The following is a 17486-nucleotide window of genomic DNA, read 5'->3' on the forward strand; positions in this document are numbered from 1 at the left end:
GGTTCCTCCAATGTTCCCAAACGACTTCTGCCTAAATTATTAACATCATCAAAAATCTCCAAATAAAAGAGGTTGTCAGAAGATGATTCTAAACTGTAAGGGTTTTTCTCACGCTTGCAGACAACCTGAAGATAAATATCCAGTCGCACTCACGGGGAGTGTTATGATCACTTCTTCCATTGAAGTCTGTACCGACTGCTCATATGGCCATTACGGCAGTTTGCTGAACTCGCGTTCGCTCCCTTCCAGATGGCTGTCTATTTCCCCACCAGGACACATCTCCAATAGTGGCGCTAATACACTATCCTCACCGGATAAACATACCATCAATATTCTATTTTTCAATAGTTTACATCTTGAAATCCACCGATTCGAATGAATTATTCATAAATAAAGAGTATCTGTAAAATTAGTAAATTCTTTACTTAACTCACTTTAGTTTACATCCCTCAGTTTTGATTTTTCATGCCCGACTTTTACTCTTTCTATCCCTCCCTTTTCATTGGGCAACAATCTTCCGAAGCCGCCGGAGGAACTTTGCGCAAGGTTTGCCGGTGGCAACTCGTCCTGACCTTGCGTTGTCCGTCCGGCGGCTTATCTTTGCGGCAGAAAGGGAAGGGCTACTTGTTTTTTAACTTTGCTGCGTCGCGTTTGAGCTGTTCGGCCTCTTGAGCTTTCAGCCGCGCCTGCTCGTCGAGAGCCGCCCTTCTGCGTACCAAGCGTTCGTACTTCTCGACATCCTGCCGCATTGAGTCGATACGTCGTTGGTCCCGCTCGACCTCGAACAACTCCTCCAACTCCGACAGCCGTTTCGGTGATGCCTCACCCTTCATCAGCACATAGCGATACTTCAGATCGTTGTCATACCGACTTCGGTCGGGCCGCCAGTCTAAATAGAGTCCGACAGACTGCACCGCAATCACGACAAACATCGACATAAAGAGCCAAAAGTTGCGGGTTGCGTCAAGAGAGAGCGAGAAACGGTGCTGCACCATCCGCGGCGGCAACTCCTCGGGAATCTCCATCCCGACCACTTTCTCTTCCATCTCCGAAATCTGCGCTCCGAGGTCTTTCCTAATCTGCTCCTGCCGATCGGAGATCGCTTGAAGCAGTTGCTTGATCGCGTCCGTATCAACGGGCGCTGCCGACTGTGATCGGGCTTCGGCCAACTCCGTGCGGAGCGTCTTGATAAGGGTCTCCTTCAACTCCTCGTACATCTCAAAGGAGAGTTCCAGGGTGTTCTCTTTCATCTTTCTCGTATTTTAGGTTTGTTATCCGATTTTGCGGGAGCGTGCCTCCATGCGGCGCTTGCGTTCCATCAAGGCTACGGCCATCGCCTCGGCCGCCTTGTTGATCAGCGCCGTAATACGGGCTATATGCTCCTCGGGGCTCTCACCCTCGCGTCGCTGCATCATTTCGAGTGAAAGAGCAAATGGAGAGTCGAATGGCGGCAGCGGAATCGACCCGGCGCTGCCGAGCGACACCGATCCTGCGCCATGGCTTCCGCCTCCTCCACCGCCTCCCGCTGCGGAGAAGGAGCGCCGCCTCCGAACAGACCTGCAAAAGCAGCCCGGAAGCTCCCGGCTGCCGCCTTGAGTCCTGACATCAGGGTCGTATGCCGCTGCTGTGCCTGTCCGAAGTGGCGATCCAACTTCGAGAAACTGAAGGCCCGGTCAACCTTCGAGCCGGAGAACTCCAGCCCGTTTTTCGAGAACAGAACGCCCTGCTTTTGGCTGGTAGAACCGCAATACTTGTAGCGGACATTGATGCCCTGTTCCTTTAATCTCTCTTCCAGTTCGTTCCAGTTCCTGCATTTTGGCAGGCTGTCCTTGAACGCACCGTAGATCTCGTACCGGGTTCAGTCGGGCTCGCGTAGCCGCTCCCGCCAGACGGCCTCCTTGCCCGGTGCCAGATGCAACCCGAAGCGTTCGGTCAGCTCGCGGCACACCTTCGCATTGCGGAGCTTGATGTTGCGGTCGGAAATGGTCTGCCCGTGATCACCTACGCGATTGTAGACCAGATGGCAATGGGGATGGGGCTGGTCGAGGTGCCGCACCAAAAGGTATTGCGTATCGGTGATGCCCATCTTCTGCATGTACTCCCGGGCAATTTGTGTCATCCGCTCGTCGGTGAGCTTCGGGGCATCCTCCGGCGAAAACGAGAGGGAGATATGTCCGACGTTCTGCTGCAGACGGGGATTGAGGCGCGCCTGATCCTCGAAATCCTCGACCATCTCCCGCACACCGGGCGGCTCGACACCCCGAGCCTCCAGCACGCGCGACTGCTCCTTCATCACATAGCCGACCGTGCCGCCGAACGATCCTCCCGAAATGACCTTACCGATCACGGCGCAGGGCTTCGATCATCCGCACCAGCTCGGCCTGAAGCGTCGCATGTCGCACGGCAACGGCTGCAAATCCCTGGGCGTGGGCCAGCCGGGTCAGCTGGTTCAGATTGCGGGCAAGCCTCTTGAGTTGGGCGAGCCATTCGAGATGCTCACTCCGCAGCCGCTCGCGGACCGAGCCGTTGAGAATCAGTTGCCGCAGCACCTCGGTGCGCGGAATACCTGCCGCACGGGCCAGGGCGCGGAGCTTGAAGTTGCCGGCAGTGTTGCACCGCAGGGTGATGCGGTACTCCTGTTTTCGGGCACGTCCCAAAGGCGGACGGCCTCCTTTCTTCGGTGTATTCATGGATTGAAATTTTCGAGTTGAGACCATCGGGATAGGGCCTTGCGGCCGGTTTTTGGCTGACAAAAACACAAACTTGCATCCCTTAAACCTTCATTCCTCCCTTGGGTCGTAATTGCGGTTTTCGGGATTCGGTCTTTGTCTCTTCCGAATCATTCCGAAGCCGTTTGCGGGCGATCCAAAAGTCGTTGAGATCCTTGTAATCACGATAGAGATGCGCATGGTCGATCACCTGGCTGCGAGGACACCGACGGGTCAGTTCGGCGAGGGTACGACGACCCGCCTCGTCGTTGTCCAGAAAGGCATGGATCGTCGGATGCCGTTCGAGGAAAGGAAGCGCCTTCGGCAGGTTGACCACCGAGTTCAGAACTGTGGCGTCGATCCCGAACGGTGCGGGGTGCTTCATCGAGAGGCAGGCGAGGAAGTCCATGAATCCCTCAAAGACAATCACCTTGTCGGACTGGTGATCGACGGTCGTTATCTGTTTGGGCGAAGAGCTTCCCTTGAAGCGTTCGGACCGCAGCTCCCAGCCTCCGCAGTCATTCCGGAAGCCGATGGCGAAAAAGCAGTGGTTGCGGACCTGATAGCGTACCTCCCGACAATATGCCGCCGCAATTCCGGGTACAATGCCGCGTGAGGCAAGATATCCGAATAGGGCCGGATGGCGCAGCGGTGCATCCGAAAGGATACGGAGCGCCGGTTGGGAATTCGGGCTCTCGGTCGGCCGAGCATATCGCTTGCAGATGCGGGCGGCCAGGAGGCTGACGACACCTTCGGCCGCGTGTTGCAGGTGTTCGAAGGCTTCGCTGCGGCTGCATTGTTCCAGTCGCATGATGAGTGCGAGGAGCGTGCCGCCCTCACCAATCCCGAAGTCATACCAGAGATCCTTCTGGTAGTTCACTTTGAAGCTCGGCGTGCGCTCCTCGCGCAGGGGCGAGAGATACATGCTGTAGCCGTTTCGTTCGTACCGGGGCAGAATGCCGCGGCGGGCAAGATATTCCCGGATGGGGACCCGGGGAGCATATGGGGTGGTATTCATTTTTCTGTAAGTTTGTTGAGAAAACCGCGTAAAACGCAGTGAAAGAAAAGGTTGTCGTCTTACAACGTTCTTACACGGCAGTCGGTGCCGTAAGCCCGTAAGCGTTGTAAGATTTTGTAAGAGGATTTGTAAGAAATGTAAGAAGCAGAGAATAAGCCGAATATCCTTTGCTTCCAACAATCTTACAGACCGGAGACATCGTTCAGCAGTTCGTCAAGCAGTTTCCGCGTGACGGTATAGATCCGTGCCGTCTTGCTCTCCTGGCGTTGGGTCAACCCATTGTAGGTGATCGTATAGCGCTGGTAGTAGGTCGGCGGTGCCGGCCGCAGCTGCCAGCTCTCGGTCAGTGTCCGCCGCACGGTGGGATGATCGACCCGAATGCCGCGGATCTCCAGCATGTTCACCATGTCGCTCACGTCGAACTGATACTCCTCCAGCTTCTCGCCATCCAAGATGTCGCGGATGATCGACAGCATCTCGGCTTCGGGCTTGCTGCGGTTGTAGTGGATGATCCGCCGCAGGGCCTCCGTCGCCAAGAGTCGCGGGGAGAACCACAGGCGGCTCTCCTCGCGGGTCGAGAGCGTGCGTCGTTGCAGAAAGAACAGCAGCCCCGGGATTTCAGTCTGCATCCGGGCAAGCAGCTGCTGGTCGTCGTGCGTCAGCGGCGGGATACGCCGCACCCAGTAGCGAGTCTCCGCCGCCTCGATCAGCACGGGATTGCGCTCGTTGTTGGAGCACAGCACGAACTTCCCGAAGAACTCCACCTCCCGGCGGTCGCGCCCCTTTGCCTCGGCCTTGTAGCTGCGGGCCGTCGAGAGGTTCTTGATCCGTTCGGAGTCTTCGCGGCGGTTGAGCAGCACCTCATCCACGCAGATCAGCAGCTTGCCTGCCCAGTCGTCGTTGAACTGCGAACGGAAGTCCTCGTTGGTGTTGAAGGTGACATTCCCGCCGAAGATCAGTTTCAGCAGATTCAGAAAGGTGGTCTTGCCTGTATTGCGCTCGCTGGAGACCAGCAGCAGAACGGGCAGCCTCTGCAAGGGCCGCAGGTAGAGCAGCTGCAGATAGTCATACCCCATCTCGACCTGCTCGCCGAAGATGTGCGACAGAAAGCCGCGGATGTGCGGGAAATCCCCTTCGGCCGGCTGGAAGGGGATCGGTTCGTAACGATTCAGAAAGCCGTGGATCTCCCGCCGGTAGTTCGTGTGGTCGGGAACCGTGCAGAATCCGTCGTACTTCGGAATGCGGGCCAGGTAATCCTTCCCGAAATCCTGGCGCAGGGTCTCGACATTCCACGCCAGGAGGATCTCGATGCTCCGGCCGCTGCTCAACGGCTGCTGAACCCGCTTGTAGATGGTTGTTCCCACGCGAAGATAGGCCGCGCCGGTCTCCTTCCGTTTAGCGGTCATGACGGCCTCCTTTCAGGATTTGTTGCACATCCGCCACACGATAACGACGCTGCCCGCCATACTCCACAGGAACAAGATAGCCGCTCTTTGCCCAGCGCCAAAGCGTAGAGGAGTCAATACCCAACAAGGCAATGGTCTGCTTGCGCGTGTACAATTCGCCCGTTTGCGGCAAGGCTGGCGAGACCAAAGGCGACGGGACGGCCGCTGTCAACTCCCGATGCCATTGCCGGAGATCCTCCAAACGGACGGTGACATGCACGTCACCGCCCATTTCATACAATTGTTTCAGGTCCATAACTCGATCTTTTATCGAACCCAACAGCAGGTTCGGCAGCGAATATAGCTGGTGCTTCCCCTGCACCTGTTTTTGCAATCAAATCACCGCCGTTGCCCCGGAAAACAATTTCAGAAACAGCTATTTTACAAGCTGTTGCAATCGCACACAATCCAAACAAAAAATCCCTACACCTCATCGGTGCAGGGAATATCGACAGAAAGATTCCGCTCCTATTGTTGGATATACTCCTTCAGGTTATCCACCAAACGGATGCCGTAACCGCCATCCGTCGCCCGGAGTTTGGCCCGCAAGGTCTTTGTATTGTACTTGCCCAACGATTCGAATCCCGACTTCAACCACTCGGCCAATTCGCTCTGGTCATAAAACTGGTTGCGGGCGCCCTTGAAGGCATTCCACACATTCCATCCATAGTGGCACAAATCCCCGTAACCGATCCGATCGCCCCGGAGCCGGACCTGAGGGACCGACTCCGGAATCGCTACCATGCAGGCCAGATAAAGCAGCCGACGCCGTAAAATCAACCGATTCGATTCATCAAGGGCTTCACCCAGGATTTGATCCGTATAGGTGTAGACCGTCGAAAGTGCATTTTCGAGAATTTGTGTCTCCGGGTCCGGATCGCCGGGAATCACTTCGGATATCGCGACGGTCGGATCCAAGCTCTTCTCATCCGTCGCATCGACTGCGACTCTTTCCAATTCCTCTTCCACGGTAGAAATCTCCTCCGGTTTGGGCTGCTCTCGACGGAAACGACGGAAGAAACGCTCCGAGAGATCCGCCGAAGTACCCATACTGAAATAGTAAAGCCCTGCCACGCAAAGCCCCGCGGGAACAAGCAACACAAGGGCCCTCCAGAACGGGAAGCCCCGCGAAACCATGATGCAGAACAACACGATGAGGAAAAAGACAAGGACACTCGCCACAATCAAACGAAGCCCTCGATGGAAATATTGATCGGAATTCATAGTTACGATTCGCTGAAAAAATCATCCTCCATTACAACTTTCCGAAACCGATCCCGCAACTCCGCCATCCGTGCGATCAGTCGATCGTACGGCAGCGAATCTCCATAGATGAAATACTCCTGCATCCGCTCATAATCCCTGCGCCATACCTCCGCCAATTTTTCGGGCGGAATAAAATCGATCCGGCTTGGATGGTGCGTTCGATAATCGACTCCGCGAATCGTATTGAATATGCTGCGATGCTTGACAATCTCGGCATACATTCTCGGATCGGCCAAGGCTGCCTTTCCGAAATCCGTATCCATCAGCCGCTCCAAATCGTACAGATGGCGTGTCATTCGCTCGACGCGCGGATTCTCTTTCTGAAACTCTTCATGCAGCAAAAACGCTTTCTCCAAAAACGTCCGTGACGGCACGACCGCATAAATCGGGAACACCAATTCTCCGAATACATCGGGATATGCCTCGGCAATCAGCGGACGAATCTCGATCCGCTCACGCGGTTCTTTCATCGACCGGCAGCTGAATTCGATCCGGATTTGCGATTCCACATACTCGATATTCGCATAAATGCTTCGATACGGCAGCAGCACCAGCGTCGGATCAGCATCGGAGTCCTGCGCCGGAACGGCACGCAACTCAAAATCGGAAGCCCCATATCCTTCCAGCAATGCCTGCATTTCCGCAACGAGCCGCTGCTCGATATAGGCCCGCGAAAGTTTCCGAATCCGATCGCGCTGCGACTTGTTGTCCCCGGCAATTCTCCAAAAGGACTTGTCGATTGCAATATCGATGTCCTCCGAGAAGCGTTCTATGACATGCCAACCCTTGCTCAACGACGTACCGCCCTTGAAGGTGATGAAGTCCCGGCACGACGATTCGAACAGGGCTTTCAACGTCATCGTCACCCACCAGTCCTTCTCGACAGCCTGCGGAGGAAGCCCGACACGCTCGCTCGTCTGTGCAACGAACATACTTTTCTGCTCGTCGGAAAACGTCCAAAAATTATTTTTCATAGAACGACATAATGATTTTACGAATCCATGCCGGCACCAACCGCAGATCGGGCAGGATGCTCGACTTCGGAATCCGGGCGAATATCGTCTTCAGTTGGGCGATGTGCTCCTCCGTCACCTGCGGCCGACCGATCTCCTTCAAAGCGAACACGGCAAGCATCAGCGTTTTATTCTGATAGGCCAGATTTTTAAGCGCCACACGCTTGAATCGCAATTTACGACCGTTGAACAGATTGACAGTCCGGGAATTGCCGTCGGTATAAAACACATAGTTCATCGGTACCTGGGCAGACAATCCCAATACATTCAATGCGTGCATACCCGTCGGAACAACCCGGGCTTCGCTCTGCCGGGCTACCTTTTCAGCGATTTCATTGATGGTCGGGTATTGTATGCCCAGTCCAAACTTTCTGTCGATTTTGGGATAGCAATAGAGGCCCCTCGCAATACGGACTAAACCGCCTTTTCGGGTAAGCCGTTCCAATGCCTTCGCAACCGATACGGCCGATCCATACACAGCGAAATCGGATGCGGAATACAACTTACCCCTCCCGCACTTTTTTGCCTTATTAAGCATCTTATCCTCTATTGCTTGCATATATTTATCCACATATATATGTCGCAAATATATACAAATTTATCGACAAAACAAATCTTACTCCAACACGCTTACTGCATCACGCTTGATATCCATGTCAATATCACGATAACGGGCGAACGCCCGGCTGCCGTCCTTATGACCGGACATCGCTCCCACGATCGCAGGGTCTTTCACGCTTTTATAAACATTCCCGATGAATGTCCGGCGCGCCATGTGCGACGAAGCAAGGTCGCAGATCGGCACCTGAACATTCTGCCGCGTCCGCTGGTCGATCGTCGTCACCATGCGCGTAAGTCCCGCTTTACGGAACGCCGCTTTGATATAGACATTATACTTTTGCTCCGAAATAAACGGAAACAGCGTTCCCCGGTTCTCATCGAGGTATTTGCGAATCAACTCCTTCGCAGCACCGATCAGCGGCACCGAGACCGTCACCACCCGGTCGTCTCGCGTCTTACGGGGAACATATTCGATGCAATCGCCGATGATATTGGCATAGGTCATCTTGTAAAGGTCGCTCACCCGGCAACCGATCATACATTGAAAAACAAAAATATCTCGTTGCGTTTCCAGCTGCTTGTCATCCCCCATATCCGCTTCGGCCAACTGTTTGCGTTCGTCTGTCGTAATATAGATGGGCGTACCGTAAACAATCTCCGCAATCTTATACTGCTTGAACGGATTATTGGAGGTATGTCCGTTATCGTTTAACCATACATAGAACGACCGCAGACGAATCAACATATCCGAAACGTAATTCATTCCCCGCTCTTTCGGACGGCCGGGAATTACCGTTTCTCCCGCAGCATTGAGATAGGGGCCACGCTTCACAGGCAGATTCTTCCTCACCTTCGGCCGAGCATACGGCACCTCGTCGTACAACTCCGGATGTTCGTCGAAAATATCCGGTTCTTTCATCAGAAATACCCCGAAATCATCAAGTGTCGTCGGAGATACGGTGTGTACATCCAGCACGAACCGTCGGTTCGACAGTTTCCGATACAGCTCATATCGCTTCAGCGTCCGCACCAAGACATTGAAATGTTTGACACGCGACTCGGACAATTTGTGTGTAGTGAGATATTCATTTGTCAACGAGAAAAAATCTATTTTCTTATCCTCGACGGAAGTCGCCGTCTTCGGCCGCAAAGTGCGCCGGATCAACTTTTCGAGCCACTCGCGCGTAACGGTCGATTTGTCGTCTGCCGCCTCGACCGAGGTCTCTATCACATCGACCAACTCTTTCAATTTCGTCCGCTTTGCCAACAGCGCATCGCGTTCTTCTCCCGGAATATTCGGAATATTGATATCGTTTTTCTTTCCCCAGCGTTTCCGATCGACCCAAATTCCGGATGGCACTCGTACACGCGATTCACGGGAAACATAGACGCGGAAATTAACCTGCGATTCTCCCGCGCTGTTCTCCCCTTGCGCCAAAACATATGTAACTTTTGCCATACATCCTCATTTTATACTCACAAAGATATGATTTATATTCGAATATAGCAATACTTTCGCGTCCGCACTGTGTCCGCATTTTTGCAAAACAGCTAAAAACAGACAAAATACATTTCACAGCATATAATTTTAATATACTATATTTCAATACATTATAAATATATTCAAACTTTAGTTGTTTGTATATGTTTTCATAAATCAATCCTTGTCCTGGGCACTGGTTAATCCTCGTGATCGGTTGATTACGGGGATTTTTTTCTTTTTCAGACATGGAACGCATGTGGGCATTGATTACCGGAGCCAGTTCCGGCATCGGATACTGCTACGCCGAAGAACTGGCTTCGCGCGGCTATCCGCTGGTCATCGTCAGCAACGAAGAGGCGGCGCTGTGCAAAGCCGCCGACAGACTGACCCGGCAATACGGCGTGGAAATATGTCCGATCCCGATGGATCTGGCGACGGCAGATGCCGCCGACAGGCTTTATGAGGCATGCCGCGAACGGAACATCCGGATCGACGTGCTGGTCAACAACGCCGGCATGTATCGTTTCGGCGAAACGCTCGACATCGACAGCGGCTTCACGACGAAGATGCTCGCCCTGCACGTCCTCACTCCGACGCGTCTCTGCCTCCTTTTCGGGCAGGATATGCGCCGGCAGCGGCACGGATATATCCTGAACATGTCCTCCGTGACGGCATGGCTGGCCTATCCGGGAATCAATGTCTACGGGGCGACGAAACGCTATCTGAAAAATTTCTCGCGGGGCCTGCACACGGAACTGCGCGACTACGGCGTGTACGTGACGGCGGTCTGTCCGGGTGCGGTGGATACCGACCTCTACAATCTGAACGAAAAACTGCGGCGGCGCCTGGTGCGGTCGGGCATTATGCTGCCGCCCGGGAAACTCGCCCGCAAGGCGGTGCGTGCGTTGTTCCGCGGCAAAGCCGTGCTGGTTCCCGGTCTGCTGAACCGCCTGGCATTGCCGCTCATCGGGCTGATCCCGCACGGCCTGATCCGCCGTGCGGCACGCCGGTCGGGCATCCTGCCGTTGCAATCGTAACATCCGGATTCATCGTTCCGTAAAGGTTCCGTAACAGAGGGTTTTTATCTTCGCACTTTGCAAAATGATTTTTTTCATGCGGATAAAAATTATATCTTTGGATAATCATACCTCTCCATGAACCGCCCGAACGGACATATCTCCCGCGAATCTTTCGACGCCTTGTACGCCGATTACAAGCCGCGTTTCGTCCGGATCGCACAGTCGTACGTCCGCAACGGCATGGTCGCCGAGGACATCGTGACCGACAGTTTCCTCTACCTCTGGGAGCACCGCGCGGAGCTGACGATCACCGCGAGCCTCCCCGCCTACGTGCTGGGCGCCGTGAAACACGGCTGTCTGGAATGGCTGCGCAACGAGAAGAATCGGCTGAATATCCGGCAGCAAATCCACACCACGGCCTATCACAGCATTCAGGCCCGCATCACGGCGTTGGAAGCCTGCGACCCCGGCCAGCTCTTCGCCTCGGAGGTCGCCGCGATCGTGCAGGAGGAGATCGCCCGCATGCCCGAGCCGATGCGGAGCATATTCGTCGCCAGCCGCTTCGACGGCAAGACCTATCAGGAGATCGCCGACACAACGGGCATCAGCGTCCGCAATGTGAAAGCCGCCATCCAGCGGGCGCTGGGCATCATGCGCGAAGCGCTGAAAGACTATCTTCCGGCCTGGATGATTTCGCTGCTGCTCAGCGAGATGCGTTTTTAATAAAATTTATTTAGCCCGATCCGCCCTTTTTCCGTGTCCATCCGCCGCGCCCACGCACCTTATGGATGTATGGAAAAAGAATTGTTGTACAAATACATCGACGGCCGGACCTCGGAAGCGGAGGAGCAGGCCGTCGTGGATTGGCTGCGGGCCGATCCCGAACACCAGCAGGAGCTGAACGCCCTGTGGTTCGTCCACAATACCACCCTCGTCAACGCACCCCGTCCCGCCGGCCGGCCGATGCCCGCCGCACGTCCGCAATGGCTCCGCCTGCCGGCCGTGCGCCGCTGCATGCAGGCCGCTGCCGCCCTGCTGCTGCTCGCGGGAACGTGGTACGCCTCCCGGAGCGTCGTCATCGAGAAGACGGCCAACCAGTATCTCTCGATCGCCGCCCCCGCGGGACAGCGCGTGGACATCACGTTGCAGGACGGCACGACCGTCTGCCTGAACGCCGGGGCACGGCTGGAATACCCGCTGCGGTTCGGCAAGACCCGGCGGGTGAAACTCTCCGGCGAAGCGATGTTCGACGTGGACCACGACGCGGCGCGCCCGTTCGTCGTGGAGACCTTCGCCTGCAACGTCGAGGTGCTGGGAACGAAATTCAACGTCGCGACCGACGAAGCCGCCCGCGAATTCTCCACGGCCCTGCTGCGGGGCCGGCTCCGCGTAACGAACAAGCTCACCCGGGACGACGAGATCGTGATGAATACGAACGATTTCGTCAGCCTCAGCGGCGACCGCCTCGCCCTGCGGAGCATCGAGAACACCGACGACTACCTCTGGCCGGAGGGCATATTCAACCTGGCGGGGCATAACTTCGGAGAGATCATCGCGCGGCTCGAAAGCCTCTACGGCGTGACGATCGCCATCGAAAAGACGGCGAGTCCCGAGCTGAACATCATCCGCGGCAAGATTCCCGTCGCCATGGGGCTGGACTACGCCCTGCGGGCGCTCCAAAAGATCACCCCATTCGAATACGAATCGGCGGACAACGGCACGATCACCATCCGGTGAACCGAAACGATCCCGAACAAAACCTTAAAACAAGATAGCCCATGAACGACAGCTGACCCACGGTATGCCGCATAAAAAAGCCCGCAGGCGTTGCAACCACCCGCAGGCACCGCGGCCAATAGAATTCGAACCAATCCTAACAACCACTAACTGACAAATTTATGAATAAAAATTTTATTCAGCAAATTAAATGCCTGTTTATAATTTTATTCATAAGCTGCTTCTGTCTTTCCACCTGGGGGGGGGAACTGCACGCCCAGAACCCCAAGCTGACGCTGAAGTTCCGCGATGCCGGCATGGAGCAGATTATGAATGAGATCGAGAAACAGATCAATTACTATTTCATCGTAGACAAAGGGGTCGATATCAAACGCACCCTCACGATCAATGTCACCGACAAACCGCTGACCGCGGTGCTGGACCAGCTGGTCGCCGGGACGGACACCCGTTACAGGGTCTATCAGCAGAACATCTACCTTTCGGTCGTCAAGCGCGACGCCTCCAAACCGGTGCGGATCAGCGGCAAGGTGATCGACGCGCGGGGCGAACCCGTCGTCGGGGCCTCGGTGGTCGTCCGGGGCACGACGCTCGGCACCAGCACGGGCATCGACGGCGCCTTCTCGCTGCAAATCCCCGCGCCCGCCGAGACGGACGAACTGCTCGTCAACTTCATCGGCTACGAACCGGCCTCCGTCAAGATCGGTTCGCGGACGACCTTCGACATCACGCTCCGCGAATCCGCCGAGCAGATCGACGAAGTGGTCGTCACGGCCCTCGGCCTCACCCGCAAGGAAAAGTCGCTGGGCTACGCCGTCACCAAGCTCGGCAGCGACGCCCTGAACAACACCGTTTCGAGCAACTGGCTCAACGGCATGGCGGGCAAGGTCGCCGGACTGAATTTCGACCAGGCGGGACAGGGTCCCGGCGGTTCGATCCGCGTGACGCTGCGCGGCGAGTCGTCGCTCACGCACGACAACAACACGGCGCTGTTCGTCATCGACGGCGTGCCCATTTCGAGCGACATGGAGTCGTCGAACTCGGGTTCGCAAGCCTTCAACACCACGGCCCCGATCGACTACGGCAACGGCGCCAGCGACCTCAACCCCGAGGACATCGAGTCGGTCTCGGTGCTCAAAGGCCCCGCGGCGACGGCCCTCTACGGCTCGCGCGCGGCCAACGGCGCCATCGTCATCACCACCAAGTCGGGACGCCAGACCCCGGGACTGGGCATCTCGTTCAACTCGTCGGTGACTTTCGAAAAGGCCGGCTTCTGGCCCGACTTCCAGAGCGAATACGGCGCCGGCAACGGCAACAGCTCGAACCTCGACCAGCAGCGCAACTACAACTACTGGAGCGTTCCGGCGGCCAATGCCGAGGACGGCATCGCCAGCACCGGACGCATTTATTCGCGCGTGGCCTTCGGCGCCAAATTCGACGGACAGCAGTTCTACCAGTACGAGTCGCGCAACTGGGACACCGACATGTACCGGCGCCTGCCGTGGGTCTACCGCGACTGGTACAAAGGCTTCTTCGACACGGGCGTGACCTGGAACAACAGCATCGCTTTCTCCTACAACAACGGCAAAGGCACCTCGGCGCGCTTCTCGGTGAAGGATTCGCGCAACGACTGGATCGTCCCCAACACGGGCTACGACAGCCAGAATTTCAACATGTCGATCACCAGCCAGCTCAACAAGTGGCTGCGCATGACGGGCAAGGTGACCTACTACCGCAAGAATTCGGACAACATGCCCATGTCGGGTTACAGCGCCGCATCGCCGCTCTACACCCTGATCTGGAACCCCAACGTGGTGGATGTCTCGTCCTACTACCGCGAATACGCCTACGGCCGCATCGACCGGATGTACGAGGAGGGCACGCCCCAGCTGCTCATCAACTCGACCTATGCGGACAACGTCTACATGCAGGTCTACGAGCAGCTCAACACCCTCGACCGCGACCGCGTGTTCGGCAACATGGCCCTGAACATCAACCTTGCGAAGGGGCTGACGCTCGACCTGCGGACCGGCATGGACTTCAACAACGAATTCCGCACGCAGAGCAAGCCGTGGTATTCGAACGGCTACCCCTACGGCTACTACAAGGAGCAGACGGTCACGTCGCTCGAAGTCAACAGCGATTTCCTGCTCTCCTACACGCGCAAAATAGGCGACTTCGACATGCGGGCCTCGTTCGGCGGCAACAACATGCTATGGAAACGCCGCAACATCTACTCCCAGACGGCCGACGGACTGCTGGAAAAGAACGTCTACAAGATGGCCAACTCGATCAGTTCGCCCGTCTACCGCTCCTACCGCTACACCAAGTCGATCAACTCGTTCTACGGCTTCCTGTCGCTGGGGTGGCGCGACATGGTCTACCTCGACATCACGGGCCGCAACGACTGGTCATCGACACTCGCCCCGGGCAACAACTCCTATTTCTACCCCTCGGTCTCGGCCAGCGTGCTGCTCGACCAGGTGTTCAATTTCAAAGAACACGCTCCGTGGGTCGATCTGCTGAAAGTCCGCGGCTCGTGGGCCAACGTGGGTAACGACACCTCGCCCAACAAACTGGTGTCGGTCTACTCCAACGGCGGTTTCCCCAGCTCGTACTACCTGAGCAGCGAGATCCAGAACTACTACCTCAAACCCGAGAACGTCGAGAGCTGGGAGGTGGGCCTCGAAGGCAAGCTCTTCAAGAGCCGCCTCAATTTCGACGTGGCCTACTACCACAGCGAAACCACCGACCAGATCATCACCGTGCCGATCGACCAGGCCGTCGGCGCCACGTCGGTCGTCGTCAACGCCGGCTGCGTCCGCAACCGCGGCGTGGAGATTTCGGCACGCTTCCAGCCCGTCAAGACCAAGGAGTTCGAATGGACGATCAGCGCCAACTGGTCCAAAAACTGGAACAAGCTGGTCGAGCTGGCCGACGGCGTGGCGATGTGGAACCTCAACCCCAACATCACCGTCGGCGGCAATATCTACATCCGCGCCTACCCCGGCACCGAGCTGGGACGCCTCTACGGCCGCGGCTACGAACGGGCTCCCGAAGGGGCGTTCTACGTCGATGCCGACGGCTCCTACGTCGATTGCTCGAACCAGATCGTCGTGGACGCCGAGACCGGCAGCGCCCGGCTCACCTCGACCGAAGACGAACTGCTCGACCTGGGGAGCATCTACCCCGACTGGACGGCCGGCATGAGCCACTCGCTGTCGTACAAGGGTTTCCGGCTGGGGCTGTCGTTCAGCGCCCAATGGGGCGGCAAGACCTATTCGATGACCCACTTCGCGCTGGCCTATCAGGGCAAACTGAAGAACTCGCTCAAAGGGCGTTACGCCGGCATGATCGTCCCGGGCGTGAACCTCAACGAGAACGGCACCTACTCGAAGAACACCACCATCACGACCGACATCGTCGATCACTACACCAACTACGTCTACGCCCGCGAGAACGCCGAAGAGAACGTCTTCGACACCTCGTTCCTCAAGCTCAAGGAGCTGCGTCTGGAATATTCGCTGCCGCGGCACCTCTGCTCCAAAACGCGGGTTTTCCAGGGCATCACCGTCGGCGTCTACGCCACCAACCTCTTCTGCTGGACGAACTTCCCGCTCTACGACCCCGAGGCGGGCTACGCCGTGGGATCGTCCATTTCGCGCGGTATCGAAGCCGGTGCCTACCCGATGACCCGGACCTACGGCATAAACCTGAAACTGGACTTCTAAAAACCGACTCCGCACTATGAAAAACATACTACGATACACGCTGGCGATCTGCACGGCAGGCCTTCTCCCGGTCGCCTGCACCTCGAATTTCGACGAGTACAACACCAACCAGAACCAGATGGAGATGGGCGACGTACACCCGCTGAACCTGCTGGAGCACATTCTCTTCACGGGAGCCGACGGCATGGTCTACCGCACGTGGCTGCTCAACAACGAGCTGATCCAGTACACCGTGCAGATGTACACCGAGAACGTCCACCGCTACATGATCCGCGACAGCTACAACAGCGGCACGTGGAACCACCTCGCCCGCTGGGCGGCCAACTCCGACCACATGATCGAGCAGGCCGTGAAGAACGGGGACGCCAACTCGGAGGCCATCGCCCTGACGATGCGGGCGCTGTTCGTCTCGAACTGGACGGACATCTACGGCGACATCCCCTTCAGCGAGGCTTTCCAGGGGCGCAACAACGTCCTCAAACCCAAGTTCGACACCCAGAAGGAGGTCTACACGCAGCTTTTCGCCGACCTCGACCGCGCCAACTCGCTCTACGATCCGTCGCGGGCGCTGCGCTACCCGAACAAGGACCTGATGTACAAGGGCGACATCGCCAAATGGCGCAAGTTCACCAACTCGCTCCACATGCGGCTGCTGATGCGGTTGCAGAACCGCGACGCGGAGATGGGCGTGAGCGAGAAGCTCCGCGAGATCGTCTCGAACCCCGCGCGCTACCCGGTCATGGCGTCGAACGCCGACAACGCGGCGCTCTTCTACACCAACGTCGATCCCTTCATCGGGCATTTCGGCACCACGACGCTGCAAAGTTTCACCTCGAACTCGCACCGCATGGCCGAACACCTGGTCAACCTGATGAACAACACCAACGACCCGCGGCTGGGCATCTACGCCGTGCAGCAGAACAACGAATGGACAGGGCTGGTCAGCGGCTACCCCACCACGGAGACCAACGCCACCAACTGCGCCTACCTGAACAAGGACGTGCTGGGCGACTACACCTCGCCCTATACGTTCATGCGCTACGACGAGGTGCTGTTCATCCTCTCCGAGGCGGCGTTCCGCGGCATGATCCCGGGCGGCAGCGCCGCGGCGCAGCAGTATTACGAGCAGGCGGTGCTGGCGTCGATCGACTACTGGGACGAGATCAACCCCTCGCCCACCTACGAGATCACGCAGGCGCAGAAGAACGCCTTCATGCAGATCGTCGCCTTCGACAACACGCTGGAACAGATTCTCAACCAGAAGTACATCGCCCTTTTCTGGGAGGGCTACGAGGCGTGGCACGAGTACCGCCGGACGGGTTATCCCAACTTCAAGATCGGCAAGGGCACGGCCAACGACGGCGTGCTTCCCACGCGCTTCATCTACCCGGTGACCACGGTGGACACCAACCACGAAAACTACCTCAAGGCGATCGCCAACCAGGGTCCCGACAACATGAAGACCCGACTCTGGTGGGCGCGCAAGCAGTAATCCCGAAAAACACCGA

At 56.9% G+C, this 17486-nt stretch carries 16 protein-coding genes; 5 read left to right on the plus strand and 11 right to left on the minus strand.

From position 1 onward, the window contains the following. Positions 1-620 precede the first annotated feature (620 nt). From NQ519_RS04650 to NQ519_RS04700, 11 genes are all read right to left on the minus strand, one after another. Positions 621-1250 carry a hypothetical protein gene (locus NQ519_RS04650; RefSeq protein WP_019152326.1) on the minus strand — a complete coding sequence of 210 codons (630 nt, stop codon included), beginning with the start codon at positions 1248-1250 and terminating at the stop codon, positions 621-623. A 21-nt stretch (positions 1251-1271) separates the two neighbouring features. Continuing rightward, entirely contained in the window at positions 1272-1412 is a 141-nt protein-coding gene (locus NQ519_RS04655) for a hypothetical protein (RefSeq protein ID WP_229108299.1), read from the minus strand. A gap of 446 nt (positions 1413-1858) precedes the next feature. Next, positions 1859-2347 (minus strand): relaxase/mobilization nuclease domain-containing protein, encoded by a 489-nt coding sequence (locus tag NQ519_RS04660; RefSeq protein ID WP_227901018.1) that lies wholly within the window; start codon positions 2345-2347, stop codon positions 1859-1861. Next, positions 2337-2690, minus strand: a complete 354-nt coding sequence (locus tag NQ519_RS04665) for a plasmid mobilization protein (RefSeq protein ID WP_019152325.1) — start codon at positions 2688-2690, stop codon at positions 2337-2339. Before NQ519_RS04665 ends, NQ519_RS04660 begins: the two co-directional genes overlap by 11 nt. A gap of 82 nt (positions 2691-2772) precedes the next feature. Further along, positions 2773-3726 (minus strand): toprim domain-containing protein, encoded by a 954-nt coding sequence (locus tag NQ519_RS04670; protein WP_019152324.1) that lies wholly within the window; start codon positions 3724-3726, stop codon positions 2773-2775. 182 nt (positions 3727-3908) lie between these two features. Continuing rightward, positions 3909-5132: a primase-helicase family protein gene (locus tag NQ519_RS04675; protein ID WP_019152323.1), complete on the minus strand. Its 1224-nt coding sequence runs from the start codon at positions 5130-5132 to the stop codon at positions 3909-3911. After that, the gene (locus NQ519_RS04680; RefSeq protein ID WP_026076827.1) at positions 5122-5427 is read right to left on the minus strand and encodes a helix-turn-helix domain-containing protein; all 306 of its coding nucleotides are present in this window, start codon (positions 5425-5427) and stop codon (positions 5122-5124) included. Before NQ519_RS04680 ends, NQ519_RS04675 begins: the two co-directional genes overlap by 11 nt. Before the next feature lie 212 nt (positions 5428-5639). Next, positions 5640-6395, minus strand: a complete 756-nt coding sequence (locus NQ519_RS04685; protein ID WP_019152321.1) for a hypothetical protein — start codon at positions 6393-6395, stop codon at positions 5640-5642. A 2-nt stretch (positions 6396-6397) separates the two neighbouring features. Further along, positions 6398-7411, minus strand: coding sequence for a nucleotidyl transferase AbiEii/AbiGii toxin family protein (locus NQ519_RS04690; RefSeq protein ID WP_019152320.1), 1014 nt, complete (start codon positions 7409-7411; stop codon positions 6398-6400). Beyond that, on the minus strand, positions 7401-8009 hold the full coding sequence (locus tag NQ519_RS04695) for a DUF6088 family protein (protein WP_019152319.1): 609 nt from the start codon (positions 8007-8009) through the stop codon (positions 7401-7403). The genes NQ519_RS04690 and NQ519_RS04695 overlap by 11 nt, the downstream gene beginning before the upstream one ends. Positions 8010-8066: 57 nt before the next feature. Continuing rightward, positions 8067-9470: a site-specific integrase gene (locus NQ519_RS04700; RefSeq protein ID WP_019152318.1), complete on the minus strand. Its 1404-nt coding sequence runs from the start codon at positions 9468-9470 to the stop codon at positions 8067-8069. A gap of 269 nt (positions 9471-9739) precedes the next feature. On the opposite strand from NQ519_RS04700, the gene NQ519_RS04705 reads away from it, so the two are divergent. The 5 genes from NQ519_RS04705 (at position 9740) to NQ519_RS04725 (ending at position 17470) form a co-directional block, all read left to right on the plus strand. After that, the gene (locus NQ519_RS04705; protein WP_019152317.1) at positions 9740-10531 is read left to right on the plus strand and encodes an SDR family NAD(P)-dependent oxidoreductase; all 792 of its coding nucleotides are present in this window, start codon (positions 9740-9742) and stop codon (positions 10529-10531) included. 117 nt (positions 10532-10648) lie between these two features. Further along, positions 10649-11236 (plus strand): RNA polymerase sigma-70 factor, encoded by a 588-nt coding sequence (locus NQ519_RS04710; RefSeq protein WP_019152316.1) that lies wholly within the window; start codon positions 10649-10651, stop codon positions 11234-11236. Positions 11237-11305: 69 nt separating this feature from the next. Further along, the gene (locus NQ519_RS04715; protein ID WP_019152315.1) at positions 11306-12250 is read left to right on the plus strand and encodes a FecR family protein; all 945 of its coding nucleotides are present in this window, start codon (positions 11306-11308) and stop codon (positions 12248-12250) included. A 161-nt stretch (positions 12251-12411) separates the two neighbouring features. Beyond that, positions 12412-15978 (plus strand): SusC/RagA family TonB-linked outer membrane protein, encoded by a 3567-nt coding sequence (locus NQ519_RS04720; RefSeq protein ID WP_019152314.1) that lies wholly within the window; start codon positions 12412-12414, stop codon positions 15976-15978. Positions 15979-15994: 16 nt separating this feature from the next. Then, on the plus strand, positions 15995-17470 hold the full coding sequence (locus NQ519_RS04725) for a SusD/RagB family nutrient-binding outer membrane lipoprotein (RefSeq protein ID WP_019152313.1): 1476 nt from the start codon (positions 15995-15997) through the stop codon (positions 17468-17470). Positions 17471-17486 lie beyond the last annotated feature (16 nt).

This window comes from Alistipes senegalensis JC50 (assembly GCF_025145645.1).
GTDB lineage: Bacteria > Bacteroidota > Bacteroidia > Bacteroidales > Rikenellaceae > Alistipes > Alistipes senegalensis.

Coding starts and splice junctions, on each gene's coding strand:
- NQ519_RS04685 (WP_019152321.1), bottom strand. CDS start 6,395: ATGAATTCCGATCAATATTTCCATCGAGGGCTTCGTTTGATTGTGGCG.
- NQ519_RS04650 (WP_019152326.1), bottom strand. CDS start 1,250: ATGAAAGAGAACACCCTGGAACTCTCCTTTGAGATGTACGAGGAGTTG.
- NQ519_RS04715 (WP_019152315.1), top strand. CDS start 11,306: ATGGAAAAAGAATTGTTGTACAAATACATCGACGGCCGGACCTCGGAA.
- NQ519_RS04655 (WP_229108299.1), bottom strand. CDS start 1,412: ATGCAGCGACGCGAGGGTGAGAGCCCCGAGGAGCATATAGCCCGTATT.
- NQ519_RS04705 (WP_019152317.1), top strand. CDS start 9,740: ATGGAACGCATGTGGGCATTGATTACCGGAGCCAGTTCCGGCATCGGA.
- NQ519_RS04680 (WP_026076827.1), bottom strand. CDS start 5,427: ATGGACCTGAAACAATTGTATGAAATGGGCGGTGACGTGCATGTCACC.
- NQ519_RS04665 (WP_019152325.1), bottom strand. CDS start 2,690: ATGAATACACCGAAGAAAGGAGGCCGTCCGCCTTTGGGACGTGCCCGA.
- NQ519_RS04725 (WP_019152313.1), top strand. CDS start 15,995: ATGAAAAACATACTACGATACACGCTGGCGATCTGCACGGCAGGCCTT.
- NQ519_RS04710 (WP_019152316.1), top strand. CDS start 10,649: ATGAACCGCCCGAACGGACATATCTCCCGCGAATCTTTCGACGCCTTG.
- NQ519_RS04690 (WP_019152320.1), bottom strand. CDS start 7,411: ATGAAAAATAATTTTTGGACGTTTTCCGACGAGCAGAAAAGTATGTTC.
- NQ519_RS04695 (WP_019152319.1), bottom strand. CDS start 8,009: ATGCAAGCAATAGAGGATAAGATGCTTAATAAGGCAAAAAAGTGCGGG.
- NQ519_RS04720 (WP_019152314.1), top strand. CDS start 12,412: ATGAATAAAAATTTTATTCAGCAAATTAAATGCCTGTTTATAATTTTA.
- NQ519_RS04700 (WP_019152318.1), bottom strand. CDS start 9,470: ATGGCAAAAGTTACATATGTTTTGGCGCAAGGGGAGAACAGCGCGGGA.
- NQ519_RS04675 (WP_019152323.1), bottom strand. CDS start 5,132: ATGACCGCTAAACGGAAGGAGACCGGCGCGGCCTATCTTCGCGTGGGA.
- NQ519_RS04670 (WP_019152324.1), bottom strand. CDS start 3,726: ATGAATACCACCCCATATGCTCCCCGGGTCCCCATCCGGGAATATCTT.